Annotated in this window: 17 protein-coding genes and 1 pseudogene; 12 read left to right on the top strand and 6 right to left on the bottom strand. The window is 36.3% G+C overall.

Going from position 1 to position 26,439, the window contains the following annotated elements; all coding sequences use genetic code 11:
- The first annotated feature begins 9 nt into the window (after positions 1-9).
- From ACY651_RS02060 to ACY651_RS02050, 3 genes are all read left to right on the top strand, one after another.
- Entirely contained in the window at positions 10-522 is a 513-nt protein-coding gene (locus tag ACY651_RS02060; protein WP_462249210.1) for a hypothetical protein, read from the top strand.
- A 77-nt stretch (positions 523-599) separates the two neighbouring features.
- Positions 600-3,281: a glycoside hydrolase family 2 TIM barrel-domain containing protein gene (locus ACY651_RS02055; protein ID WP_462249208.1), complete on the top strand. Its 2,682-nt coding sequence runs from the start codon at positions 600-602 to the stop codon at positions 3,279-3,281.
- A gap of 15 nt (positions 3,282-3,296) precedes the next feature.
- Positions 3,297-4,505 carry a glycoside hydrolase family 88 protein gene (locus ACY651_RS02050; protein ID WP_462249206.1) on the top strand — a complete coding sequence of 403 codons (1,209 nt, stop codon included), beginning with the start codon at positions 3,297-3,299 and terminating at the stop codon, positions 4,503-4,505.
- A gap of 64 nt (positions 4,506-4,569) precedes the next feature.
- On the opposite strand, the gene ACY651_RS02045 is transcribed toward ACY651_RS02050, so the two are convergent.
- The 4 genes from ACY651_RS02045 to ACY651_RS02030 form a co-directional block, all read right to left on the bottom strand.
- A complete protein-coding gene (locus ACY651_RS02045; protein WP_462249204.1) occupies positions 4,570-5,391 on the bottom strand; it encodes a PI-PLC domain-containing protein in 822 nt (273 codons plus the stop codon).
- Entirely contained in the window at positions 5,388-6,398 is a 1,011-nt protein-coding gene (locus ACY651_RS02040) for a metallophosphoesterase (RefSeq protein WP_462249202.1), read from the bottom strand. The genes ACY651_RS02045 and ACY651_RS02040 overlap by 4 nt, the downstream gene beginning before the upstream one ends.
- An 85-nt stretch (positions 6,399-6,483) precedes the next feature.
- Positions 6,484-7,326 carry an endonuclease/exonuclease/phosphatase family protein gene (locus tag ACY651_RS02035; protein ID WP_462249200.1) on the bottom strand — a complete coding sequence of 281 codons (843 nt, stop codon included), beginning with the start codon at positions 7,324-7,326 and terminating at the stop codon, positions 6,484-6,486.
- A 16-nt stretch (positions 7,327-7,342) separates the two neighbouring features.
- Positions 7,343-8,353, bottom strand: a complete 1,011-nt coding sequence (locus tag ACY651_RS02030) for a LacI family DNA-binding transcriptional regulator (protein WP_462249198.1) — start codon at positions 8,351-8,353, stop codon at positions 7,343-7,345.
- A 168-nt stretch (positions 8,354-8,521) separates the two neighbouring features.
- Here ACY651_RS02030 and ACY651_RS02025 point away from each other — a divergent pair, with 168 nt between their 5' ends.
- The 5 genes from ACY651_RS02025 to ACY651_RS02005 all read left to right on the top strand — a co-directional run bounded on the left by ACY651_RS02025 (position 8,522) and on the right by ACY651_RS02005 (position 18,455).
- Positions 8,522-9,412: an inositol oxygenase family protein gene (locus tag ACY651_RS02025; protein ID WP_462249196.1), complete on the top strand. Its 891-nt coding sequence runs from the start codon at positions 8,522-8,524 to the stop codon at positions 9,410-9,412.
- A 312-nt stretch (positions 9,413-9,724) separates the two neighbouring features.
- A complete protein-coding gene (locus tag ACY651_RS02020) occupies positions 9,725-12,712 on the top strand; it encodes a SusC/RagA family TonB-linked outer membrane protein (RefSeq protein ID WP_462249194.1) in 2,988 nt (995 codons plus the stop codon).
- Positions 12,713-12,723: 11 nt separating this feature from the next.
- Positions 12,724-14,403, top strand: coding sequence for a RagB/SusD family nutrient uptake outer membrane protein (locus ACY651_RS02015; RefSeq protein ID WP_462249192.1), 1,680 nt, complete (start codon positions 12,724-12,726; stop codon positions 14,401-14,403).
- A gap of 39 nt (positions 14,404-14,442) precedes the next feature.
- The gene (locus ACY651_RS02010; protein ID WP_462249190.1) at positions 14,443-16,089 is read left to right on the top strand and encodes a sodium/sugar symporter; all 1,647 of its coding nucleotides are present in this window, start codon (positions 14,443-14,445) and stop codon (positions 16,087-16,089) included.
- 89 nt (positions 16,090-16,178) lie between these two features.
- Positions 16,179-18,455: a GH92 family glycosyl hydrolase gene (locus ACY651_RS02005; RefSeq protein ID WP_462249188.1), complete on the top strand. Its 2,277-nt coding sequence runs from the start codon at positions 16,179-16,181 to the stop codon at positions 18,453-18,455.
- Between the two features lie 103 nt (positions 18,456-18,558).
- Here ACY651_RS02005 and ACY651_RS02000 read toward each other — a convergent pair whose 3' ends face one another.
- Together ACY651_RS02000 and ACY651_RS01995 are read right to left on the bottom strand one after the other, a co-directional pair.
- A complete protein-coding gene (locus tag ACY651_RS02000) occupies positions 18,559-19,923 on the bottom strand; it encodes a sensor histidine kinase (protein ID WP_462249186.1) in 1,365 nt (454 codons plus the stop codon).
- A gap of 129 nt (positions 19,924-20,052) precedes the next feature.
- Entirely contained in the window at positions 20,053-21,411 is a 1,359-nt protein-coding gene (locus tag ACY651_RS01995) for a sigma-54-dependent transcriptional regulator (RefSeq protein ID WP_462249184.1), read from the bottom strand.
- A gap of 323 nt (positions 21,412-21,734) precedes the next feature.
- Here ACY651_RS01995 and ACY651_RS01990 point away from each other — a divergent pair, with 323 nt between their 5' ends.
- The 4 genes and pseudogenes from ACY651_RS01990 (at position 21,735) to ACY651_RS01975 (ending at position 26,437) form a co-directional block, all read left to right on the top strand.
- On the top strand, positions 21,735-22,988 hold the full coding sequence (locus tag ACY651_RS01990; protein WP_462249182.1) for an efflux RND transporter periplasmic adaptor subunit: 1,254 nt from the start codon (positions 21,735-21,737) through the stop codon (positions 22,986-22,988).
- A 10-nt stretch (positions 22,989-22,998) separates the two neighbouring features.
- Complete coding sequence (locus ACY651_RS01985; RefSeq protein ID WP_462249180.1) at positions 22,999-23,205, top strand: hypothetical protein; 207 nt, start codon at positions 22,999-23,001, stop codon at positions 23,203-23,205.
- 11 nt (positions 23,206-23,216) lie between these two features.
- Positions 23,217-23,893, top strand: a pseudogene (locus ACY651_RS01980) (ABC transporter ATP-binding protein).
- Positions 23,894-24,052: 159 nt separating this feature from the next.
- Positions 24,053-26,437 carry an ABC transporter permease gene (locus ACY651_RS01975; RefSeq protein WP_462249178.1) on the top strand — a complete coding sequence of 795 codons (2,385 nt, stop codon included), beginning with the start codon at positions 24,053-24,055 and terminating at the stop codon, positions 26,435-26,437.
- Positions 26,438-26,439 lie beyond the last annotated feature (2 nt).

Genomic DNA, 26,439 nt, shown 5'->3' with positions numbered 1-26,439 from the left:
AGAAACAACATGAAATCATTACAATATATTTTCATTGCATTCTTGGGAGTTTTTATATTTTCTTCCTGCGAAAAAGATAACGATACACCTGCAGGCGTATCCGAACTGGAGCATCATTATTATGCCATTTTTGTACCCAACAATAATACAGGCGTAACCGTTGCAAGAACGCAGACTGCTTTGCTCAAATTTCCTGTACAATTTTATTCCACTTTTACCCGCAGTTACGATGCTGTTGCAAAATATGCCGTTACCACTGCTGGTATTACCACACCTGCTTTGCGTGGAGTGGATTATAATATTGTAGATAAAAATGGCATTATAATAGCATCGGCTGATACCAGTTATACCATGATATTTCCGCAGGCAAAACAAGCAATGGATACCATTTACGTTAAACTGCTGAATAATACGGCTCCCGGTGTTCGCAAAATGGAAATTCAGATGCTTGACAATATCACTTCGCAATTTGATGTGGATATATTTTCAACTGCTTTCAAAAGGCCTGTACAGATCAACTAGTCAAATAAAATATACATTAATAGAAGTGCCGGGATGGTTTTGAAAAACCATTCCAGGGCATTTCGAAATCATTGCCTTTGAAATATCTACTTTTTTTCTCTTTACTTTTATTGACAGAGTTTGTAAATGCACAGCGGATCATTTTACCACTTAATAATGACTGGCAGTTTACAAAAGACAAATATATTGTTGATGGCAATGCTGCAGTTAGTTGGCAAACAGTTCAGTTGCCACATACCTGGAATGTAAAAGATATTATGGACGATGAGCCCGGGTATTACCGTGGCGAAGGGTGGTATAAAAAAACAATTGATATTACTGCTGCATTAAAAAATAAAAAAGTATTGCTTTATTTTGAAGGTGCCAATCAACAAACAGAGGTTTATGTAAACGGGAAAAAAGCCGGTGGTCACACAGGCGGCTACACTTCTTTTTGTATTCCCATCTCATCTTTTTTAAAAACCGGGTTAGCAAAAAACGAAATTGCAGTTAAAGTCGATAATAGCTATAATGAAAATATTCCGCCATTATCTGCTGACTTTACATTTTATGGAGGTATTTACAGAAACGTATCTTTAGTATTTACCAACGATGTTCATTTTACACTTGCAGATAACGCCTCTGCCGGATTGTATATTTCAACACCGGTTGTAACAGCAAAAAAAGCAACGATAGCCATTAAAGGAACTGTTGTAAATGCAAGTGCTGAAAAAAAATACCTGCGTATCATTTCAACAATATTCGACAGGCATAATAAAAAAGCAGGGGAAATAAAAACACTGTCTGCTGTTAATCCTAACGAACAACAAAACTTTGAACAAAATATTTCAACTTTTAATGCACCACACTTATGGTCGCCGGAAGATCCTTATTTATACACAGTAGTAACAAAAATAACAGATGCTGTATCCGGTAAGTTATTGGATGAAATTAAAAACCCCCTTGGCTTTCGCTGGTTTAGTTTTGATGCAGACAAAGGTTTTTTTCTTAACGGCAAAAGTTATAAACTAATTGGTACAAGCCGCCACCAGGATTTTGAAGGCATGGGTAATGCGGTTAGTAAAAAAATAGCTGTTGAAGATATTGCACTGGTAAAAAAAATGGGGTCCAATTTTTTCAGGGTGGCACATTATCCGCAGGATCCTTCAGTGCTTGATGCCTGCGATAGTTTAGGTTTGCTGACATCTGTAGAAATTCCTGTAGTGAATGAGATCACTGAGTCAGAATCGTTTTATCAAAACTGTAAAAAAATGCAGGTGGAAATGATTCGGCAAAATTATAATCATCCCAGTGTTATCATCTGGTGTTATATGAACGAAATACTTTTACGACCCCATTTTGCTACTGATAAAGAAAGACAGAAAATATATTTTTCATCGGTAACCAATCTTGCCAGGTCATTGGACAGCATTACCCGTAAGGAAGATCCGTATCGCTATACCATGATTGCCAATCATGCAGATTTTAACAGGTACAATGATAATCATCTTACCACTTTAGCTATGATTACCGGATGGAATTTATATTCCGGTTGGTACAGCAGTAAACAAGAAGATTTTCCTGCATTCCTTGACAGGCATCACGAAAAATTACCGCAGCAACCATTTATGATAAGTGAATACGGTGCTGATGCAGACAATAGAATAAGAAGCAGTACTCCCTTACGGTTTGATAAAAGTGTGGAGTATGCCACGCAATTTCACCAGTTTTATATAACAGAAATAATGAAACGAAATTTTGTTGCTGGTGCTGTAGTTTGGAACCTTGCCGATTTTAATTCGGAAACGAGAACAGAAACGATGCCGCATATTAACAACAAAGGATTGCTTACATGGAACAGAATTCCGAAAGACCCTTACTATTTATACCAGGCCAGTTTTTTAAAACAACCTTTTATAAAAATCAGCACTGCTGCATGGAATATAAGAGGAGGTATTGCAGATAGTCTGGGTGAATTTTGTTATCAGCCTGTACAGGTGGCCAGTAATTTAAAAGAAGTGGTAATAAACTTAAATGGAAAAATTATTGGCGCTGCAATGGTCAAAAATGGATTAGCAACATTAAATGTGCCTTTTGTAAATGGCCCCAATACTTTACAGGTTACAGGTAATAAGGAGGAAGTTATATTTAAAGATACACTTGTAATTAATTTTCAATTGCAACCTTATAAATTAAATAGTAAAACAATTCCGTTCACTCAGCTGAATATTTTATTGGGTGCAAAACGTTATTTTATTGATGAAAAAAATCAACAGCTGTGGTTACCCGATCAGCCTTACCACTCCGGAAGCTGGGGGCATATTGGCGGCAAACCTTTTGTTATTAAAAATAATACGCAGTTACCTTACGGTACAGATAAAAATATTGCAGGCACAGATGATGATCCGGTTTATCAAACACAACAGGTAGGTATACAACAATATCGTTTTGATGTACCTGCAGGTACTTACGAACTTACACTGCACTTTGCCGAATTGCAGGGCGGTGTAATTAAAATGCCACCATACAATCTTACAGATACAGGAAGAGATGAGAATGCAGTACAGAGAATTTTTAATGTAAGTGTAAATGATGAAGTACTGTTGCATAATTTTAATATACAGCAACAATATGGTGCAGCTACAGCCATTGTTAAAAAAACAAAGGTAACAGTGGTAAATAATGCAGGCATAACTATTGCCTTTAATTCAATAGAAGGCGAATCTGTATTAAACGCCATACAATTAAAAAAGTTAGATAGTTTTCTTAGCAAGTTTTGATTTAAAATAAAAACAATGAACCATTTAAATAAAAGAAAAAACTCTTTGTTGTATAGGGCAACAGTAATGGGGGTATTGTTGATTTTTACAAATGTTAGTGTTGCCCAGAAAGTGAGTGTAAAAAAACAATTTAAAAATGCAGGGCAGCAAATAACTTATATGCTGTCGGTAATTAATTCGGCAAAATTAAATGGCGCAGCTGCTGCACTGGTTTCTCCACGAAGTGAAGAAAAAGGTAAATTAAAATTGGTAAAAGGGCAGGACTGGACAAGTGGATTTTTCCCCGGTGAACTTTGGATGATGTATGAATACACAGGTAATAAAAAATGGATGTTGCCTGCGCAAAAATTTACAGCAGCATTAGAAAGTCAACAATTTTACGGCGGCACTCACGACCTGGGCTTTATGATCTATTGCAGCTTTGGTAATGGGTATCGCTTAACCGGCGACACTAATTACAGGAATGTAATTATACAAGCAGCTAAAACTTTATCAACAAGATTTAATCCTGTAGCCGGTGTAATAAAATCATGGGATTTTGCCAGCGAAAGTAAATGGAAGTACCCGGTGATAATTGATAATATGATGAACCTGGAAATGCTGTTTGAAGCAACAAAATTTACAGGAGATTCATCATTTTATAAAATTGCGGTCAGCCATGCTGATAACACTATCAAAAATCATTACCGTTCCAATTACAGTTCTTATCATGTAATTGATTACGATCCTGCAACAGGTGCTGTGCGGCAAAAAATTACTGCACAGGGTTACAGCGATTCCTCATCATGGGCAAGGGGACAGGCGTGGGGATTGTATGGTTACACCATGTGTTACAGAGAAACAAAAAATGAAATGTATTTGCAACAGGCAAAAAAAATTGCTGGTTATATTTTAAGCCGTATTCCTTTTGATATGATACCCTATTGGGATTATGATGTGCCTGATTTAATTAACGAACCCAGGGATGCATCTGCTGCGGCTATCACTGCATCGGCATTTTATGAGTTGAGTACCTTAACTGGCGATAAGGGATATGCAACGTCAGCAGATTTTATTTTAAAAAAGCTCTCTGCAAAATATCTTGCCCCGGCAAAACAAAATAATGGTTTTATATTATTGCACAGCACCGGCCACAAGCCTGCAAAAAGTGAAATTGATGTGCCGCTTATTTATGCTGACTATTATTTTCTGGAAGCATTGTTGCGCTCAAAAAAAATGAGATAACTGCTTATGCCGGATTAAAAAGGAAAAAAGTTGCCAAAGGAAAACGGGTAAGTACAATTACATTTTATTTTTTAAACGGGGGTTGGATAAAATTTGCAAGCGTTTCAATTTTATCTGTACCAATCAAATCAACACCAAGTTTCATCTGTACTTTCCATGATAGTAAAGTATCGGGTGCAGCCCAAAAGCGAATGGGTTTACCGGATGCATGCACACTATCTATGATGTGCTTCAATATTTGTTTATCTTTTTTTTCAATTGCAGCTTCGGCTTTCCAGGTAACAAGTTTGCTGAATTGTAAACTAACCAAACCAACTCTTGCCCATTCATCTGCAGTGTGCTGCAATTTAAGATCGTCATCAAAATAAATATACAAGGGATAATTGTTATAGGCCGCAGGCGGTGGCCTGTTGCCGGTTATAATAATTTGTAATGATTTTTTTGCTGATGGGGTGGATAAAAAATTTTGCAATGGTAGTAATTCCTGCAGCAGCAGCGGAAGACTTTGTAAATAACTTTCTTTAATGTCGATTAATAATTTTATATGCCGGTTACTGTTTGAAGTAAATTCTTTTAAAAGTGGTTCAAGGTAAAGTGCCTTTAATGTTAGCTGTGGTTGTACCTCATTTTTTTTATGAGCTACACATAAAGTTTCGTTTACCACAAAAACATCTGCTTCAATAGAACCAAAGCCTGCATGGAATGCGGTGTAAAACGGAACAGGGTGAACATAGTCGTTATGTGCATGTGCATTGACTGCCGAATATTTTTTTGGTTGTGCCGTTGCATTTAAAAAAAATGTAACGGAGGTAAAAAACAACAGTAAAGATTTTCCAGTAAAAAAGATGCGTTTATTTTTTATACATCCTCCTTGTTTAATTTTCATTGGCCATTATTTTTATCTATCACAGTAGTATAAATTATTTTTCCTTTATAATTTATAAATTGAAGCATTGCCTGGTTGCCGGCAAAGGAAAAAGCAGCAAAGCCCTGCTCGGCAGCAGTAAATTTTCCACCCTCGGGGTTAATAACTGCAGGCCGGGCTTCCGAACCCGATCCTGAAATAATGTAATGGGTACCACCTTCAGGTTTTGTATATTCTAAATGATGTTCGTGTCCGCAGATGTATAGGTTTACTTCGTACTTTTTAAAAATAGGTTCTAAAAAGGCGCGCATTTTTTTTGTATCAGGCGAATTTAGCCGCCAGCCTCCGGTGTACATGGTGTGATGCCCCACTACAATTTTCCACTTCACTGTTTTATCACTTAAAGTTTTTTCCAGCCATTGCTGCTGATCTTTTACTGAGTTGACAGTATATTTTATGCTGTCGTTTTTTACACCCTGCATTTTTTTTTCAAAAGGATCGGTATCAATAAAAGCGATCAGCACACCCTGTGCAGTATCTCCATTAATAAAAAACTTTTTCGAGTAATATCTTGCCGGCATTTCCCAACGGCTGCTGATTTTAGAATAATCTACTACTGCATCAGGATTAGAGATATAATCATGATTGCCCAGTACAGGGAACCATTTTACATGTAATGACTGTGCCCTGTAAATACTTTCAAAAGAAGATATCCAATGATAATCCGCTGTGCTTTTAACACCATAAGGATAAAAATTGTCGCCGGTTGTAATTACAAATTGTGCAGGCAGATCGTGTGCGGCCTGTCCCATTGCAGTAGCTACTTCTTTTTGAAAATTTTCTCCATTGCGTCCCCAATCTCCAATAACAACAAAGTTTAGTGCTTTGTCTAATTTTTTTATTCCTTTTATTGATCCGCCTTTATAACTGCCATCATCAACAAGCGGGGCCTGGGCATTTAATTGTAAAGAGAAAATTAAATGGAGCAAAAAAACTGTTACTATTTTATAATTTAATGTATGCTTCATAATGAATAAGTATAGTTTAGATAGAAGGTTTAATGTTTTGAAACAGCCTGAAGTTGTTTGAAAATATAAATTTGAAAAATTGTTTTTATTTAAAGCTTATATCTGCCAGTACAGGAAAATGATCGGAAGGATACTTGCCATGATAAGTATCGGTAAGTAAACCCCAGCGGCTTACTTTAAATGTATCAGTTATAAAAATATGATCAATAATATCATTGCTTTCTTTTGTTTTACCAAAACCATTGTGCGATGCATTGTTGGCATAAGGATATTTTACTTCATTGTGTGTATCTTTTAAAATACCAGAGCGGGCAATGGTGCTGTACCATTCGCTATTGTAAGCACCATTCATATCAGCCACAAATATTGCCGGTTTACCTGCAGCAATTGTTTTTATTTTTTGCAATACCAGTTTACTGCTTTCTATACGTGCCTGCACCCCCTGGTGATCGTAATGTGCGGAGAAAAAATAAAATTGCTTCCCGGTTTTTTTATGCTGCAGTAAAACCCACGAACAAATGCGGTTGCAGCAGGTAGCATCCCAGCCTAATGATGGTTTGGCTGGAGTTTGAGATAACCAAAAATCTCCTTTGTTTAATAATTTAAACATATTTTTTTTAAAAAAAATAGCAGAGTGCTCACCTTTGTCCATTCCGTCATCTCTTCCTTTACCATAATATTCATATTGCGGTAAAGTGTTTTTAATATCATCTAATTGGTTTTTGTAACCTTCCTGTGTGCCAAAAATATCAAAGTTGTGAAAACGTATCAGTGCATTTATCACCGGCGCCCTGTTAACCCATAAGTTGCCTGAATCTTTTGGATTATCGTACCGCAGATTGTAAGTGCCAATAGTAAATTGCTGTGCCTTAATAACTGTTGCTAAGACAAGTGCTGCAGCAACAAGGAAAATTTTATTGAATTTCATAATACCATTTTTTATTTTAGCTGCTTGAATTTCTTACTACAAGAGCCGAAGGAATCACCAGGCTTTCTCCTGTTAAATTAAAATTTGTTTTTTCCAATGCTTTAAATAAAATGGTAGCAGCTGTTTTGCCCATTTCAAAAGCCGGTTGTGTTATAGTGGTAAGAGAAGGATTAAGTATTGCAGCTGTATCAAGATTAGAAAAGCAAACCACTTTTACATCTTTGGGTATTTTTAGTTTAAGCATTTCGCAAACTTTATAAACCGGTGTGGTTAATTTTTCAACAGATGCCACAATACCGGTTGGTTTATTTTTTTGTTGTAAAATTTTTTTAATTGCTGTGTAATTATGCTTTGCATCGTTGGTACAAAGAATAATATTTTTTTTATCTGCCTTCAACTCATAATCTGCAAGTGCATTTAAATAACCCTCTAATCTTTTACCGCTTATGGATAAGCTTTTTGAAATACCAAGGAAAGCAATTTTACTGCAACCCTGCAGTATTAAATGTTCTGTAGCGTTATAACCACTTTCAAAATCATCGGTTGTTATTTTTGCTGTTTGTACATCTTCACAAACCCTGTCGAAAAAAATAAGGGGTAAGCCGTTGCTTATTAAATCATTGATATGATCGCTGTGTGAAGTTTCTCTTGAAACTGACATCAGAACACCATCAACCCTTCCTCCCTGAAATTCTTTTAAAATGTTTTTTTCATTCTCAAAACTTTCGTGTGTTAAGCAAATTAATACATGGTAGCCTTTTTCTTTGGCAACACTTTCAATGCCATTTATCGCCAGCGAAAAAAAACTATCTGCCACTTCCGGTATAACCACACCAATGTTTTTGCTTTTTCTGCCACGTAAACTGCTGGCATAGGGGTTAGGTACATAATTCAATCTTGCTGCAGTTTCCAGTACACGCTGTTTTGTATGGTCACTTATTTCATAGCTGTCGTGAAAAACTTTTGAAATGGTTGAAACGGACAAATTAAGTTCGCAGGCAAGTGCTTTAATATTAATATTTTTCATGGTAATAAATCAAGCTTTCATTGTTAGTAATACTACAAAACAAAATTATTTTTAACCGCATTATTTACGAAAACGGTTTCGTAAATAAAGCTAAGCCATTATACTTTTATTATAATAAAAAACTTGAACTTAGGGTAACGATTTTTTCTTCACCAACAAATGCCTGCTATGGACGTAACGCAAAAAAAATTCACTTCTAAAGAATTAAATCCTTTAAACAACCTGGATGAATGGGAGGAAGATGTACTGCAACGCTATCCCGAACCTGATACTATTGCTGCCGAAAAAAAAACGGACGATTACCGTAATTATAATGAGCCTGCAAGAGATACGGTTAAAGAGTTTTACAGGTTAAATCACACTTATCAAACTTATGATTTTGTACAGGAAAAGCAAAACAATTTTCTAAAATTTGATAAGAAGGAAATGCCCGTTTGGGATGCCTTTCAATTTTTAAATCAATTGGTAGATGATTCTGATCCGGATACTGACCTGGACCAGTTTCAGCATTTATTGCAAACATCAGAAGCTATACGCCGGGATGGGCACCCTGACTGGATGGTGCTGGTGGGCCTGATGCATGATATGGGTAAGGTGCTTTGTTTATTTGGAGAACCGCAGTGGGCAGTTGTAGGCGATACTTTTCCGGTGGGTTGTGCCTATTCCGATAAAATTGTTTACCCCGAATTTTTTAAAAATAATCCGGATTATAACAATGCAGAATATCAAACCCAATACGGTGTATATAAAAAAGGTTGCGGTTTGCGTAATGTGAATATGAGTTGGGGGCATGATGAATACGTTTACCAGATGCTGAAAGGTAAAATACCTGAAGGCGGTTTATATATGCTGCGTTACCATTCATTTTACGCATGGCACAGAGAAGGAGAATATGATTACCTGCTGGATGATCATGACAGGGAGATGCTGAGGTGGGTACAATTATTTAATCCTTATGATTTATATTCAAAAAATCCAAAACCTCCTGTGTGGAAAGAATTAAAATCTTATTACGAAGACCTGGTTGCAAAACACCTGCCTGCTTCTTTAAAGTTTTAATGCTGCAGTAATGCCGGGTAGTTTTAAAATATATTATTTTGGTGTTAATGTTAAAGTAATATACAGTTGATAGTAACGTAATACCGAAGAAATATTTTTGAAGTGCTTAATAATACCGGTCTTATATTTTTAAATTATAAAATTTATTTTAAAACTCATTATGGGTGATGAGCAAAATAAAATAATAAAGAATAAATAAAGAAGGCATATAGTGATATGCATTTATTTTTCAAATGTATCATTTTATTAAATTATCATTAATAAAAGTAAAAGGATTTTTCCTGATTTTTAACCAAAACTAAATTACCTAACATGAGTAAAATTTATTTTTTACATCGTTGCTTAAAAATGTTTTTAGCTATCTTTTTAATTTGCTTTTGTTTTTTAGCCAACACCAATATTAATGCTCAACAAACCATAAGTGGGGCAGTAAAGGACGGAAGCTCCGGCAAATTTTTAAGTGGAGCAACAGTTTCTGTAAAGGGTACAAATCAAAATACTTTTTCAAATGTTAATGGTGCTTTTACAATAACAGTTCCCGGCAAAAAAAGTGTAATAATTATCAGCTATGTTGGTTATGTAACACAGGAGATTGAGGCAGGAGAAAATACAAACCTTGAGGTATCTTTACAACCCAATGCCACTGAATTAAACCAGGTGGTGGTGGTTGGATACGGTACTCAACGTAAAAGGGATGTAACGGGGTCCATAAAATCATTGAAAAGCGATGACTTTAATAAAGGTATCATCACCAGCCCCCAACAACTATTGCAAGGCAAAGTTTCCGGAGTAAATGTAACTTCTGCCAGTGGCGAACCCGGTGCGGCTATGGGAATTACAGTTAGAGGACCCGGTGGTGTGAGAACAGGAAGCACACCTCTTTTTGTGGTTGATGGTTTGCCTTTAGATAATTCCAGCACCGGTGGAGGTGATCCGTTAAACTTTATAAATCCACAGGATATTGAAACGATTGATGTTTTGAAAGATGCATCTGCTACCGCTATTTATGGTGCCCGTGGTGCAAATGGTGTAATCATTATTACTACTAAAAGGGGCAAAGCAGGTATCTCTACGCTTGGTTTTTCTTCCAGTATTGGCGTTTCGACTATAGCAAGGTATTTACCAGTTTTTACAGGAGATGAATTTCGAATTGAAGTTCCAAAAGCTGGTGGCGTATTGGATAATAAAGGCGGCAATACAAATTGGCAGAAAGAAGCTGTAAGAAAAGCCATCACACAGAATTACAACCTCAATTTGAGTGGAGGAGCAAATAAACTATCTTACTTTGCTTCGTTGGGTATGCAAAGACAGGAAGGCATTATTAAGAAAAATGACCTCAACAGGTATTCGGGAAGATTTAATGTTACACAACGGTTTTTAGAAGACAGGTTGGTTCTGGAGCTTAATATGAATGTTGGCAATACAAAGCAAACACGTCCTCCCATTACAAGTGTTTTAGGAGATGTTATAACTTATAATCCTACTTACCCGGCATATGATGCAAATGGCAAGCCGGCGGTGTATCAGAATATCAATCCATTACTTTATTTTGACCTCGATAAAGAAATTACAACCATTAACAGGGTAATTGGTAATATCTCTCCTTCATTCAGAATAATTAAAGGACTGATTTATAAATTGAATTTTGGAATTGATAATTCCACTTCAACACGTGATGTTGAAAGTTTGCCAAGTACAATACCCTTTCGGGAAGGCAGGTTAGAAAATATTTATAACTGGAACAGGAATACGCTGATAGAAAACTATCTTACTTATGCATGGAATAATACAAAGCATAATGTATCTGCACTTGCTGGGCATTCGTATCAAAAAATATTTGTGCAGCAAAGAAACAGCAGCATAAACAGATTTGTGGTTGGCGGAGTAGATCCGATATATAATCCCGGAGTAGGCCAGGATCTAACACTGGCAAATAACCGCCCCGGAGGTTTTGCTTTTATTAATGAACTGCAATCATTTTTTGGAAGAGTAACTTACCAGTATAACAATAAGTATTTGTTTACTGCTAATTTCAGGGCAGATGGTTCTTCTAAATTTGGTGATAATAATAAGTATGGTTATTTCCCTTCTTTCTCTTTGGGCTGGAAGATTTCCGATGAAAAATTTATGGAGAATTCCATGTTTAGCAATTTAAAATTGAGGGCTGGTTGGGGCTTAACAGGCAACCAGGAAATACCGCCAAAAATTACACAAGCATTATTTACTTCACTGGGATCAGCCAGCTATCCACTATATCCTGCTTCAGGAAATTATCCGGCCGGATATGCTTATACAAGATTGGCTAACTCCGATATTCAATGGGAATCATCTGAACAAACAGATCTGGGTTTGGATTTTGGATTATTCAAAGGAGCATTAACCGGTACCATAGATTTTTTTCGTAAGGTTTCCAACAACATCCTGCTGCAGGTAATTCCCGCTGATCCTGTTCAGCCTGCAACAGATGTATGGTCGAATGTAAAAGACATGACGATTACAAATAAGGGTGCAGAATTTGAATTAGATTACAGGTACAAAGCAAAATCAGCGCATTCAATTTCTTATAATGTTGGAGGCAATCTTACTTTAATAAAAAATAAAGTAGAAAAATCGCCTTACTCATTAATACCTGCCGGTTCTGTATCGGGAGCTGGCATAACATCATCCACCATCAATGGATATGTAAATGGTCAGCCAATTGGTACTTTTTATTTAAAAGAGTTTACAGGCTTCGATAATAATGGTATGAGCACTTACACAGATGTTGATAAGAATGGTGTTATTAATGATAATGACAGGCTAGCATTAGGCACCGCACTGCCTAATTGTACCTATAGTTTTTACGGCAACATCGCTTATAAAGGATTTGACCTTAGCGTCAACTTTAATGGAGTGTCGGGAAATAAAATATATAATTATACAGAGAATGTAAGTTTCTCTAAATTAAGGCTGGCCAAAAATGTGAATGCCACCAGTGAGTCTGTTGCTGATCCCAAAGAGTCGCTGAATAATCCAACTCCTGTAACTTCAAGATATCTCAGGGATGGGGCTTATCTAAGATTGAATAATGCTTCGCTGGGTTATAATTTCAATACAACAAGTTTAAGAATAAATAAATGGGTATCGGCTGTACGTTTATCTGTAACGGGGCAAAATCTTTTTGTAAGCACAAAATATAAGGGTTACGATCCGGAAGTAAATATCGACAGGTCAATCAATGGGGTATCTTCTTATGGCATTGATTTCATAAGTTATCCTAAAGCAAGGTCTTTCATTTTTAGTTTAAATTTTTCATTTTAAAATAAGCGATCATGATAAAGAAAATATTAAATCTGCTGGTGATTTTTACAGGCATCGCAGTAATTAACAGTTGTACAAAACTAAAAGAAGATATATTGGATGAATCTTCGGTTGTGGGGCTTACAGATAAGCAACAGGCGGAAGGTGTTATTGCGCCGGTATATGCAAAACTAACAGATGTTTTTATGCATACCACCTATTTTGCTTTGCAGGAAATTTCCACTGATGAGGCTATTCTGCCTTTTCGTGGCGGAACCGACTGGGGTGATAATGGTATTTATGTTCAGGTACACAAACATGAAAACATAAGCTCCGATGTAAATGTGAGAAATACCTGGAATCATATTTTAATAGGAATATCCAGGGCTGTTACAGCTATCAATTCGCTTCCCACTAACACGTACGCTGATTCAAAAATATTTCTTGCCGAAGCAAGGGCCATGAGGGCTTATTACTCTATGCTTACATTAGATCTTTATGGATTGATTTTCGTTAAAGAAGATGCCAGTGAGATTTCAAAAATTTTAAGAGGCGAAGAAGCTATTGCATATATCAAATCGGAATTTCTGGCTGTGGAGCCGCTTTTGGATAATACTACCGGCCCCGGCAGACTTACTAAAGCAGGTGTTCAGGGATTGTTGGCACGGTTGTATTTGAATGCAGCAGTTTACAGAGATCGCTATGCCGCATCCTTTACTTTTAAAAATGAGGATATGGATAAGGTGATTGAAAATTGTGATAAGATCATTACATCCGGACAATATGCTTTATCACCAGACTACTTTTCTATTTTTAATGACAACAATCACAACAATAAAGAATTGATCTTTGCTGTGGATCAGCGTGCCGATTTAGGGAATGGTCATAACAGGATGGGGTACTTTTCTTTATCAGGCGATCATTTTCCTTTAACCAATCAACCTGGTGCAAACGGAACAGACGGGCCTGGTATTACTCCTGAATTTTACCGTACATGGGTAAACGCATACTCACCGGTAGATCCTGCTGTGGCAGATCCCCGTTTTTATAAACAAAATTTAGTTGTTCCAATTGATTCCTGTGTGCCAAAAGCAAGTTTTAATATTGACCGTGGAATATTAAGAGGCCAGCAATACGGATTGATAAGGGTTAGTGGCGCATTTGTAAATTGTGGAACCAACGGAATAAAAGTAGGAAAACTTCACAATACAACCCGTCCAGGTTCAACTAATGTACCCGTTAACTTTACTGAGCAAGTTGATTTTACAATAGCGGGAAGTGGTTACAGTACCGGCTACAGGGTTTCAAAATATGAGTACAGCAAAACATCGGTAAGCGGAAGAAATTTTGGAGAGCATGATATTATTATCCTGCGCCTTGCAGATGTTTATTTAATGCGTGCCGAAGCAAAATTGAGAAAAGGAGATGCAGCAGGAGCCTTAGCAGATGTAAATATTGTAAGGGCAGCCAGAACCAATCCTCCACCGCCATTACCTTTAATAACACTGGATCTATTATTTCGTGAAAGGGGATTTGAATTGTATTGGGAAATGGTGAGGCGTACAGACATGATCCGTTTTGGAAAATATGAAGGTACATGGACTGAAAAAACCAGCACTGATGTAAATAAAAGGCTTTTCCCAATTCCTTTAACTGCAATTGATGCGGCTTCTAATTTACCGGGTTATTTAATTCAGAATCAAGGATATTAAAAGCTATATTTTTCAGCCACTAATAACTAAACCAACCTGATGAATCATCTTCAGTCCCTTGATTATGTAATTTTTTTTATTTATTTAATTGGAGTTTCTGCTTATGGCTATTGGGTATATCATCGTAAGATGTATCACCAGCAAAAAGCCGGGGCAATGGATTCAAAAGATTTTTTTCTTGCCGAAGGCTCGCTAACGTGGTGGGCTATTGGCGCTTCTTTAATTGCATCAAATATTTCTGCCGAACATTTTATTGGCATGTCGGGTTCTGGTTTTGCCTTGGGGCTTGCCATTTCCAGCTACGAGTGGATGGCGGCTGCTACACTTATTATTGTTGCCATTTTTTTTATCCCCATTTATTTAAAGAATAAAATTTTTACAATGCCGCAGTTTTTATCAAAGCGGTATAACGATACAGTGGCAACGCTGATGGCTATATTTTGGTTGCTGGTATATGTATTTGTAAATCTAACTTCAATTATTTATTTGGGTGCACTGGCTATTAATTCTATTTCGGGAATAAGTTTTGAATGGTGCATGATTGGCCTGGGTGTTTTTTCTATCGTAGTAACATTGGGTGGTATGAAGGTGATTGGTTATACAGATGTGATACAGGTGCTGGTATTAATAATGGGAGGATTGGTTACCTGCTATCTTGCATTAACGTTAGTATCAGAAAAATTTGGTTATGGCAGCGATATTTTAAAAGGCTTAAGTGTAATAAAAGATAAAGCACCTACACACTTTCACATGATCTTTGATAAAGCAAGTCCGCATTACAAAGACCTTCCCGGCTTGTCGGTTTTAATTGGAGGGATGTGGATCAATAATTTAAATTACTGGGGCTGCAATCAATACATTACTCAAAGGGCATTGGGCGCCGATTTAAATACTGCAAGAAAAGGGATTCTGTTTGCTGCATTTTTAAAACTGCTGATTCCATTGATCGTTGTTATTCCCGGCATTGCTATGTATGTAATGTATCAAAATGGAATGTTTCAGCCGGAGATGACAGATGCAAACGGAATAATAAAACCTGATCATTCTTATCCAACATTAATGAATCTTTTACCTAATGGTTTAAAAGGGCTGGCCTTTGCCGCACTTACTGCAGCTATTGTTGCATCGCTGGCTGGTAAAGCCAATAGTATATCAACCATTTTTTCTCTGGATATTTATAAAAAATTTTTTAATAAAAATGCTTCAGAAAAAAAGTTAGTGCTTACCGGCAGAATAACTGTAATAGTTGCAATGGTACTTGCCTGTTTGGTAGCACCTGCATTACGAAATCTTGACCAGGCTTATCAATTTATACAGGAATATGTAGGTTTTATTTCGCCGGGAGTATTGTCAATTTTTCTTTTAGGTTTTTTCTGGAAACGAACAACATCCGCTGCCGCACTTACTTCAGCCATTCTTACGATTCCCCTTTCCACAGTTTTAAAATTTTTGCCCGGTTGGACGAATGGCGCATTTCCCGATTTTCCATTTATGGACCGAATGACGATTGTATTTGTTTTTCTTATGTTGTTAATGGTAGTGATGAGTCTTGCTGATAATAAAAGCAAAAACAATCCGCAACTGGTTGTTATAGATAAAACTATGTTTCGTACTTCACCGGGCTTTATTGTGGGCTCAGTAATTATCATTGGTATATTGGCAGCATTGTACTCTGTATTTTATTAACTAAGCAAAATAGTTTTCATAAAGTGCCAGTGTTGCAAAAAATATTTTCCTTCAAAAAAATCCAACTAAACTTTATTATCAAAAACTGTATGAAAAAAAAATCCATTCTACTAATTTATTTTCTCTTCATTTTTATAAACTGCTTTGCACAGAAAAAACAGGAAGTTGATTATGTAAACCCACTCATCGGTACTGCGGCCACTGGTTTTGCAAAAGGTTTAGATGGAGGTGGCACCATGCCAAGTGTGGGCCCTCCGTTTTCCATGACAAATTTTGTGGCGCAAACAGGCGAAAATTTTATGAGCCGCATGAATTATTTTTATGAAGACAGCAGCATTATTGGTTTTTTAGCATCGCATCAACCCACAGTTTGGATGGGAGATTATGGTTATGTTTCAGTAATGCCGCAAACCGGAAATTTAAAAGTGTTGCCTGAACAAAGAGCCCTAACATTCAGTCATGCCAATGAAATAGCTACTCCTTATTATTATGCGGTTTTATTAAATGCGGATAATAATAAAAAAATAAAAACTGAAATAGCTTCTTCTTCCCGTTGCGGCATTTTTCAATTTACTTTTCCTGCTTCGCAGGATGCCCACATCATTATACAGGGGATAAATTTAAACCCTGCAATAAAACATTGGGCCAATGACTATACAGAAAGATTAAAAACTTTAAGGGGCTATGTAAATATTAATAAAGATAAAAATGAAATTACAGGTTATAACCCTGATAGAATGTCGGCACAAATTGGTCCGCCGATGCCCAACTTTAAAGGATATTTTGTAATTCAATTTGATAAACCTTTTTCTTCGTACGGCACTTGGAGTGGTGATACAATAAATGCATTATCCCGGGAACAATATGGAACAAGAGCGGGGGCATACATTAGTTTTTCAACTAAGGAGAATGAAAAAGTGCAGGTGCGTATTGGCACATCATTCATAAGTATTGAGCAGGCAAGAAAAAATATGGCCATGGAAGTTGATGGAAAAAATTTCAATCAAATTGTTACTGCTACCCGTAATGAATGGCAAAAAAGTTTAAGCCGTATTAAAATAAACGGTGTAACCGAAGATCAAAAATCTATATTTTATACAGCGATGTTTCATACTATGCAGTTTCCCCGTGAAATGAGTGAGTATGGAAAATATTACAGCGGCTTTGATGATAAAATTCATAAGGGTATTTCGTACAACGATTTTTCTTTGTGGGATATCTACCGTGCTTTACATCCTTTATTAATTTTTACACAGCCCGAACGTGTTAATCCAATGATAACGGCAATGCTGCAAATGTATAAAGAGGGTGGCAGGTTGCCCATGTGGCCCAACCCGGCAGAAACAAATATCATGATTGGTACACATGCAAACCCAGTAATTGCAGATGCATATATAAAAGGTTTTAATGGTTATGATATAAAATTGGCTTATGAAGCTTTGGTAAAAGATGCTTTAGTTTCTCCTGATAATGATACCATTTTAAAATATGGCGACAGGGATTTATGGACGGGGTACGAAGCACAGGCCGGGCTTACTTATTATAAAAAGCTGGGTTACGTGCCGGTAGATAAAACTGCTGAATCAGTTTCACGTACTATCGAATATGGTGTGGATGATTACGCAGTGGCGCAAATGGCTAAGCGACTGGGAAAAATAAGTGATTACAAACAATTGATACAACTAAGTAAAAATTATAAAAATTTGTACGAACCTAAAACAGGTTTTTTGCTTCCCAAAAAATTAAATGGCAATTGGGATGAAAAAAATAGTGATGGCACCTGGAATGGTTTTACCGAAGGTGGCCAATGGACTTACACTTTTGGTGCCATGCATGATGCCCCGGGTATGATTGATATGATGGGAGGTAAAGAAAAATTTGCGGCTAAGCTTGATGAAAATTTTAACGGCGGTCATTACCGGCATGATAACGAGCCTGGCCATCATTATATTTATTTGTACGATTACTGCGGCCAACCATGGAAAACACAGGAGCTGATAAGAAAACATACTAGCGAAAATTTTCGCAATGCACCCATTGGTATTAATGGAAATGAAGATTGCGGGCAAATGGCCGCCTGGTATATTTTTGGGGTTATGGGTTTTTATCCTGTGGCACCGGCATCTGGCGAATATGCAATTGGTGCGCCGCAATTTGCAGAACTAACGATGCATTTTATTGCAAACAGTAAACCACGTATTTTTAAAATTACAGCTAACAATTTATCTGAAAAAAATAAATACATTCAGCAGGTAAAGCTGGATGGTAAACCGCTGATAAAACCCTTCATCACTCATCAGCAAATAATAAACGGCAACCAATTAATTTTTGAAATGGGGGAGAAGCCCAATTATGAATGGAAGTAATTTAATTTGAACGTGATCTATTTTAAAATGTACATGTCTGATTGGTATTAATTTAAAACCGGAAGAATAATAAAATATTTGAATTCTCCTGTTTTAAAGTTCATTAACCGATGGGTGTATTTAATACCGGAAAGATTAAAACAAAAGCAGATCCCTTTTCCTCTGTACTTTGTACCTGGATATTGCCTTTATGCAGCATCATTATTTGTTTGCATAAACTTAAGCCAATTCCACTTCCGCTTTTTTTAGTACTGAAAAAAGGTATAAAAATTTTATCAATTAATTCTGACGAAATGCCGGAACCATTGTCGGCAACTTTAATTAAAATTTTATTGTTTTCGGCCGAAGCAGATAATACAATTCGTGGGTTTGGTTTTTCTTTTACCGCTTCCAATGCATTAACTACTAAATTTATCAGCACCTGTTCCACAAGGTTAATATCTACGGCTGCGGTTAAGTGCGGATCTTTTAATATTATTTCGAGTTCAATATTTTTCTGCTCTAATGTGGGCTGCATTAAAGTATGTAAATTTTCAAACAGATCACGAACAAATACTTTTTTAAGATTGGGTGTAGTTATTTTATTAAGGTTGCGGTACGTTTCTGTAAATTTTAATAATCCCTCGCTGCGGCGTTGAATGGTTTCCAGCCCCAGTTCCAAATCGTCCATATTACTGCCGCTGTTATTGGAAAATGAATTGGCTTGAGATAAACGGTTTTTTAAAGTGCCTGCAAGAGAAGAAATTGGCGCAACAGAATTCATGATCTCATGCGTCATTACACTTAATAATTTTTGCCAGGCCCTGGCTTCTGTTTCATCTAATGCCTCATTAATATTCTGGCAGGCAATTACTTTATTTATTTTTCCTTCGGTTTGAAACATAGTGGCAGCCAGCAAAATTTTTATCTGCCGGTTTTCTTTTGTAATGGTTACAACTTTTGTTTCGCCAGGTCTGATAGCAATTGTTTCATTGTAAAGAGCGGCATCTCTTTTTTCTAAAGAATGAATAGTTTTTAAATAAGGAATGTCCATCATCTTTTTAAAAGTATCATTCATCCAGTTTAATTCTCCCGATTCGGTTTCAAAAGAAATAATTCCGGTATCTACCAATTCTAAAATTTTTTGCAGGTACTGGTATTGTATTTCTTTTTCTTTACTGATAACTTTAAAGGTGGAGTTGATATCGTTGAAACCTTTACGCAGCGTTTGTAATTCAGCTGGCGCATGTTTAACATTAAAATATCTTGAAAAGTCACGGTAATGGATGGACTCTACAAATTCCTGCACTTCATCCTGTGCTTTTTTAAGCATCCTGTAAATATCAATCATCAAAATAATAATTACAATACCCAGTATTGCGGCATACAAATAATTTTTGGTAACCAAAAACCATGCAGCACCACTAAGCGCTGCAAAAAGCAGCAGCAACTTAAAAAATAATCTCCACTCAATTTTTTTAAACATCATAATTTTATTCTTTTCTATTTCTTTTTTAAAAAGAAGAATAAATTTTTAATCATCTCTCCTGTAATTATCATCTTTCCTAAATTAGAATACTGCTTCCAAGTTCCCCCTTCAGGGGGCGGAGGGGGCTTTTTAAATATCATACTTACTCAACCTCCTGTATAAAGCCGTTCTTGTTAAACCCAGTTCCTTTGCGGCTTTGGTAATATTGCCGCTGTGTTTTTCAATTACCTTTTGTATGGCATTGCGTTCAACAGTGCTTAATCTAAAATCGGCAGTATCATCATTAACCTGTTGCAATTGATTTTCCAGCGATGAAAAAATTAAATCGCTTTCATTAATGATATCGCCTTCGCTCATAATTACTGCCCTTTCAATTACATACTGCAGCTCTCTTACATTACCCGGAAAATGATATTGCTCCAGTTTATTTAAAGCAGCACCATCCAATTCCATATCAGGTTTAAAATATTTAGCAGCATAAATTTTTACAAAATGTTTTGCCAGCAAACTAATATCACTGCCTCTTTTTCTCAGCGACGGTATAGTTATTTCAACAGTGTTGATGCGGTAAATTAAATCTTTTCTAAACCGGGCTTCGTTAGCTAACTCTGTAAAAGCAACATTGGTGGCACATATTAACCGTATGTCTATTGGCACCGGTTGATTAGAACCTAAACGTGTAACCTGCCTGTTTTGTAAAACGGTGAGCAGCCTTGCCTGTTGCTGCAAACTTATATTTCCAATTTCATCTAAAAATAAAGTGCCGCTGTTTGCCGCTTCAAATCTGCCCATCCTGTCTTCCTTAGCATCTGTAAAAGCGCCTTTTTTATAACCAAACAATTCGCTTTCAAATAAAGTTTCTGTTAATGAACCGGCATCTACTTTTACAAAAGATTTATTACTGCGTAACGATCTTTCATGAATAGCTTTTGCAACCAGATCTTTACCTGTACCATTTTCTCCCAGTATTAAAATATTAGCATCTGTGGGTGCAATCTTTTCAATTTTTTTAAAAATATCCAGCATGGGTTCACTCTCGCCCAATATGGCTGTTCCAATTGCTGAGTCGTTAGCAAAGCCTGCAGGAGCAAACGTTGCCGATTTTCTTTGTAACAATTCTTTAATGGTTTCCAGCAGCCTTTCGTTATGCCAGGGCTTAATCATAAAATCGCCTGCCCCTTCTTTAAGCGAACGTACCGCCAAATCAATATCGCCATAAGCGGTTATCATTATTACGGCTGTTGCCGGAGAAAGTTCTTTTATTTTTTTTAGCCAAAAAATACCTTCGTTGCCAGTATTAATACTGCTGTTAAAATTCATATCCAGCAGTATAAGATCAAATTCTTTTTTGGGCAATAATGTTTTAATGGCGTCGGGGTTTTTTTCAATCACCACTTCCTTTACTTCTGTTTTTAATAACAGCCTTACTGCGGTTAAAACATCTGTATCATCATCAATAACTAATATGGTGGCATTTTTAAGCAGCATTATTTGTTTTATTTAGCATGATTACATTTCTATGCCAAAAATACAATTGCATGATAACAAAAAACTTATTTATTACAACTTAAAATTAGTGTATCAAAACCGTACACCTGCTGTATCAATACCGTACAGTAACAAAGGTATATTTTTACTAAAGCGTTGATTATTATACAGTTTAAAAACTGGCATAGCTTTCATATACAATCAGCATAATAATAAACTTGTTCTCAGTACAGCCATGAAAATAAATCATCCCGAAGCAAATAACCGGGATGATTTTTAAACAAGGAATGGTAAGGATAAGTAACTTTCAGAAAATTTTATACATGGACAGAGTAATAGAAAAAAAGACCTGGAGCACAAAACGCATTTTAACCATTGCCGGTATTGCGGGTATTGTATTATTAATTGCCGGATCAATTTACTTTACCTCGGGTAAAAGCCGGTTAAATGTAGATACTGAGCGTATCACTATCAGCGAAATAAAAAAAGGGCCTTTCCAGGAATTTATCCCGGTTAACGGAATTGTATTGCCGCAAACCACTATTTATCTAGATGCATTGGAAGGCGGAAGGGTAGAAGAAAAATATGTAGAAGATGGTGCTATTATGAAAAAAGATCAACCCATTTTAAGATTAAGTAATACCGATTTAGAATTGAGCCTTGCCAACCAGGAAACACAAGTGTTTAATGTACTTACGCAAATGAATATTTCGAAAAATAATGCCACACAAAATACTACCGGTAAATTAAATCAAATGGCCGATGTAGATAATGCGCTTGCAGAGGCCGACAGGATTTATAAACTGAATAAAAAATTGTACGACCAAAAAGTTATTGGGCAGCAGGAATTTTTACAGTCGGAAAATAATTACAACTACCAGGTACGCAGAAAAAAATTAGCAGATGATATTTTAAAACAAGATGGCTCATCGGTAAAATTAATGAGTGACCAGGACAGGCAATCATTATCAAGAATGCAAAATACATTAGCATTAATGCGAAAAAAAGTAGGTGATTTAATTGTACGGGCACCGATAGACGGACAACTAACTTCTCTAGATGCCGAAATTGGCCAATCTAAAAATAAGGGCGAAAGGCTTGGGCAAATAGATGCTGCCACCGGTTTTAAAGTAAGGGTAGATGTAGATGAACATTATATTTCAAGAATTTTTATTGGCCTTACAGGCATTGCAACCATTGCCGGTAAAGATTATAAGCTTGGTATAAAAAAGGTTTTTACACAGGTAACTAATGGCAGGTTTCAGGTAGATATGGAATTTAAGGATACCGTTCCGCAGGGCATACGCCGTGGGCAAACATTACAAATACGTTTGGCATTGAGTGATGAAATGCAGGCCATAATATTGCCTAAAGGCGGATTTTATCAACAAACCGGCGGTAATTGGATTTTTAAAGTAAGCGAAAATGGAGATAAGGCTTACAAGGTTGATATACAGCTTGGCTTACAAAGCCCCGATTATTACCAGGTTCTGCAGGGCTTAAACCCCGGCGACAAAGTAGTTACTTCCAGCTATGAAAACTATGGAAACATGCAGGAATTAATTTTAAAAAAATAAATTAATAAACATGAAAAAATTTTTTGCCTTTGCACTTACTGCTTTACTGCTGCTGATTTTAAAGTCTTCATCTTTATTTGCTAATAAAGAAAATTGCAAAACTACAATTTGCAGCAGCACTAAAATTAAATGTACCGAAAACAAAAAAGAAAAGTTCGACTTTTCAGAATTTGAAATTAACCCTTTTACCATTTTAATACCCGGCAATAATTTTTAAAAATAAAAACTATGATCAATATTACCAACCTGGAAAAATATTACAGAACAGAAGAAGTAGAAACTGTTGCTTTAAACAAAATTTCGTTACATGTAAAAGAAGGAGAGTTTGTTGCCATAATGGGCCCATCAGGCTGCGGCAAAAGTACGCTGCTTAACATACTTGGTTTGCTGGACGATCAGGATGGCGGAAGTTTTTTGTTTAATACCATTGAAGTGTCAAAATTTAATGAGCGTAAAAGAGCTGACCTGCGTAAACACAATATTGGTTTTGTGTTTCAAAGTTTAATCTTATTGATGAGTTAACAGTTTTTGAAAATGTAGAGTTGCCATTAATATATCTCGGTATAAAAGCAGCCGACAGAAAAAAAAGAGTAGAAGAAGTATTGGATAAAGTACAGATCATGCATCGCCGCAATCATTATCCCCAACAACTATCTGGCGGTCAACAGCAACGTGTGGCCGTAGCAAGAGCAGTGGTAAATAATCCCAAACTAATTCTTGCAGATGAACCAACAGGTAACCTCGATTCTTCCAACGGTAATGAAGTAATGCAGATGTTAACCGATTTAAATGAACAAGGTACCACAATAATAATGGTAACACACAGTGAGCATGATGCCAAATACAGCCACCGTATTGTGCGTATGCTGGATGGACAAACAGTAACAGAAAATATATTGGTATAAGTGAAAATGAAAAGCTGCCGAACATTAGCCATGACAGGCAGTTTTTATAAAATCAGTAATGCTTCTTATTGAAAACATTATTAATTATTTCATTATCCATTATTCATTAACTAAAGTATAGCCATGTTTAAAAATTATTTAAAAACATTATGGCGCAATATGCAGAAAAATAAACTGCATACTGCTATAAATGTAATTGGTATGGCGGTAGCATTTACCTGCAGCATCCTGCTAATGGTAATGGTATACAACGAATTTTCATTCGATAATTTTCATAAAAATAAAAACCAACTTTTTAAATTATACAGATTTGCCAACGGCCCCGAAGGATTGGATGTAAGCAGTTCGATGGCTTACCCTGCAGCCAATACAGTTAAATTAGAAAATATTGGAATTGAAAAAACAACCCGAATTAAAAATCGTGGCAGAGATATTCGCTATAAGGATAAAACACTGGAACAATCGATACAACTTGTAGATGATGATTTTTTTAGCATGTTTTCTTTTCCGGTGGTAAAAGGTACAACAATGCACCCGCTGGCCAGCACAGGCAATGTGGTGCTTAACGAAAAAACAGCAGGTAATCTTTTTGACAATGAAGATCCGATCGGAAAAACTATTGAAGTAAAAGTGGGCGGCGAGTGGAAAAGTTTGCTGGTATCTGCAATACTAAAAGATGCTCCTCTAAATTCATCAATTAATTACTCAGTGCTGGCACGTACCGAAATCGATCCTGATTACACTGCTTTAAAAGACGATTGGAACAGTACCCATCATAACCTATATGTACAACTAAGCAATGCTGCAACCAGGGCATCTGCAGATAAACAATTAGCAAGCCTTGTTAAAAAATATAATACTGCAGATGTTGACTATTTAAAAAAGAAGGGGTATAAACCTGATGCAGATGGCAACTATGCAGGCATGAAATTATTACCTGTTGATGAAGTGCATTTTAATGCTAAGTTAAATAATGGTAATGCTGTTAGTAAAAGTTTTTTATACATTTTATTATTAGTGGCTTGCGTTATTGTTTTAATTGCCTGTTTCAATTTTATTAATCTCAATATCGGCTTATCATTTACACGAACCAAAGAAATTGGTATCCGTAAATGCCTGGGTGCAGGCAAGCGGCAGGTATGGTTGCAGGTATGGGGCGAAAGTTTAGTAACTATTTTAGCCGCAATGATAATTGGTATTGCCGCTACAATAATTTTAATGAGTGGTTTTAATAAACTGATGCAGGCAGAATTTGATATTTCTTTATTGTATCAGCCTTCTATAATTTTTTATTTGGTAGCAATGCTGCTTTTTGTTTCATTACTGGCATCCGGTTATCCTTCTTATATAATGGGAAAGTTGAAAACAGTTGAAATTTTAAAAGGAAAAATATCACTTAAAAAACCCGGCATATTCCGCAATGCTTTAATTGTTGCCCAGTTTGCAATAGCTATTGTGTTGATTTGTACTACCGTAATTATTTATCAGCAGTTTCAGCATTTACGCAAAGCGCCATTAGGCTATACAACTTCATCACTTATTAGCGTGCCCATTAAAAAATATGAAAAAGGAAATGAAGTAGTTGATAAAATGCGAACGTTGCTGGCAACACAAACTTCTATAACAAGTGTTTCGGGCTCCGATGTAAACTTAGGCGTAGGAGCCGATGGAAGTACCAATCAAACAGGTTATGGTTTTGATTACAATGGTAAATCTGTAAACACTTCTTATATGGCAGCCAACTACGATATTTTAAAAACGTTAAACATTCCTGTAAAAGAAGGCCGTGATTTTTCTACTGCTTATGCTGCAGATACCACCAATTCTGTAATTATTACAGAAAGCATGGCAAAGCAACTGGGCGAAAAAAATGTATTGGGGCTTTCATTTTATGCAGACAGCAGCAGACCAAAATGGACGGTAGTTGGTGTAATACCCGATTTTCATTTGTATTCGATGTACGAAAAAAATGAACCACTAACTATTTCTTTAAGCAGCAATTCATTTATCAGTTATGCTTTAATAAGAGTAAATACACAAAACCCCACCGCTACACTCGACCTTATTAAAAATACTTACGCCCGGGTGGAGCCGAATGTAGAATTTAAAGGTTCGTATGTAGATGAAAACATTGACCGCTGGTACACCAATGAAAAAAGACTTTCTTCTATGTTTTCAATTGCCTCAACTGTGGCCATCATTCTTTCCTGCATGGGATTATTTGGAATGGCATTTATCATCATCAGGCAAAGAGTAAAAGAAATTGGTGTACGCAAAGTGTTGGGTGCATCTGTAAGCAGCGTAACCGCATTAATTACAAAAGAATTTATTAAGCCTGTGCTTATTGCTTTATTAATAGCAACACCCATTGCATGGTGGGCTATGAACAAATGGCTGCAGGATTTTACCTATCGCATAAATATACAATGGTGGGTATTTGTTGCAGCAGGAGTAGTGGCTGTTTTAATTGCTGTACTTACTGTGGGATTTCATGCTGTTAAAGCTGCAATAGCTAACCCGGTAAAAAGTTTACGAACAGAATAAAA

Origin of the sequence: Ferruginibacter sp. (genome assembly GCF_031391665.1) — a bacterium.
In the GTDB taxonomy this organism is placed as follows: Bacteria; Bacteroidota; Bacteroidia; order Chitinophagales; family Chitinophagaceae; genus Ferruginibacter.
This window is presented reverse-complemented; position numbering and strand designations above follow the sequence as displayed.

What these genes read in the sequence shown, in the direction of transcription:
- ACY651_RS02060 (WP_462249210.1), top strand. Translation starts at nt 10, where the DNA reads ATGAAATCATTACAATATATTTTCATTGCATTCTTGGGAGTTTTTATA.
- ACY651_RS02050 (WP_462249206.1), top strand. Translation starts at nt 3,297, where the DNA reads ATGAACCATTTAAATAAAAGAAAAAACTCTTTGTTGTATAGGGCAACA.
- ACY651_RS02045 (WP_462249204.1), bottom strand. Translation starts at nt 5,391, where the DNA reads ATGAAAATTAAACAAGGAGGATGTATAAAAAATAAACGCATCTTTTTT.
- ACY651_RS02040 (WP_462249202.1), bottom strand. Translation starts at nt 6,398, where the DNA reads ATGAAGCATACATTAAATTATAAAATAGTAACAGTTTTTTTGCTCCAT.
- ACY651_RS02035 (WP_462249200.1), bottom strand. Translation starts at nt 7,326, where the DNA reads ATGAAATTCAATAAAATTTTCCTTGTTGCTGCAGCACTTGTCTTAGCA.
- ACY651_RS02030 (WP_462249198.1), bottom strand. Translation starts at nt 8,353, where the DNA reads ATGAAAAATATTAATATTAAAGCACTTGCCTGCGAACTTAATTTGTCC.
- ACY651_RS02025 (WP_462249196.1), top strand. Translation starts at nt 8,522, where the DNA reads ATGGACGTAACGCAAAAAAAATTCACTTCTAAAGAATTAAATCCTTTA.
- ACY651_RS02020 (WP_462249194.1), top strand. Translation starts at nt 9,725, where the DNA reads ATGAGTAAAATTTATTTTTTACATCGTTGCTTAAAAATGTTTTTAGCT.
- ACY651_RS02015 (WP_462249192.1), top strand. Translation starts at nt 12,724, where the DNA reads ATGATAAAGAAAATATTAAATCTGCTGGTGATTTTTACAGGCATCGCA.
- ACY651_RS02010 (WP_462249190.1), top strand. Translation starts at nt 14,443, where the DNA reads ATGAATCATCTTCAGTCCCTTGATTATGTAATTTTTTTTATTTATTTA.
- ACY651_RS02005 (WP_462249188.1), top strand. Translation starts at nt 16,179, where the DNA reads ATGAAAAAAAAATCCATTCTACTAATTTATTTTCTCTTCATTTTTATA.
- ACY651_RS02000 (WP_462249186.1), bottom strand. Translation starts at nt 19,923, where the DNA reads ATGATGTTTAAAAAAATTGAGTGGAGATTATTTTTTAAGTTGCTGCTG.
- ACY651_RS01995 (WP_462249184.1), bottom strand. Translation starts at nt 21,411, where the DNA reads ATGCTGCTTAAAAATGCCACCATATTAGTTATTGATGATGATACAGAT.
- ACY651_RS01990 (WP_462249182.1), top strand. Translation starts at nt 21,735, where the DNA reads ATGGACAGAGTAATAGAAAAAAAGACCTGGAGCACAAAACGCATTTTA.
- ACY651_RS01985 (WP_462249180.1), top strand. Translation starts at nt 22,999, where the DNA reads ATGAAAAAATTTTTTGCCTTTGCACTTACTGCTTTACTGCTGCTGATT.
- ACY651_RS01975 (WP_462249178.1), top strand. Translation starts at nt 24,053, where the DNA reads ATGCAGAAAAATAAACTGCATACTGCTATAAATGTAATTGGTATGGCG.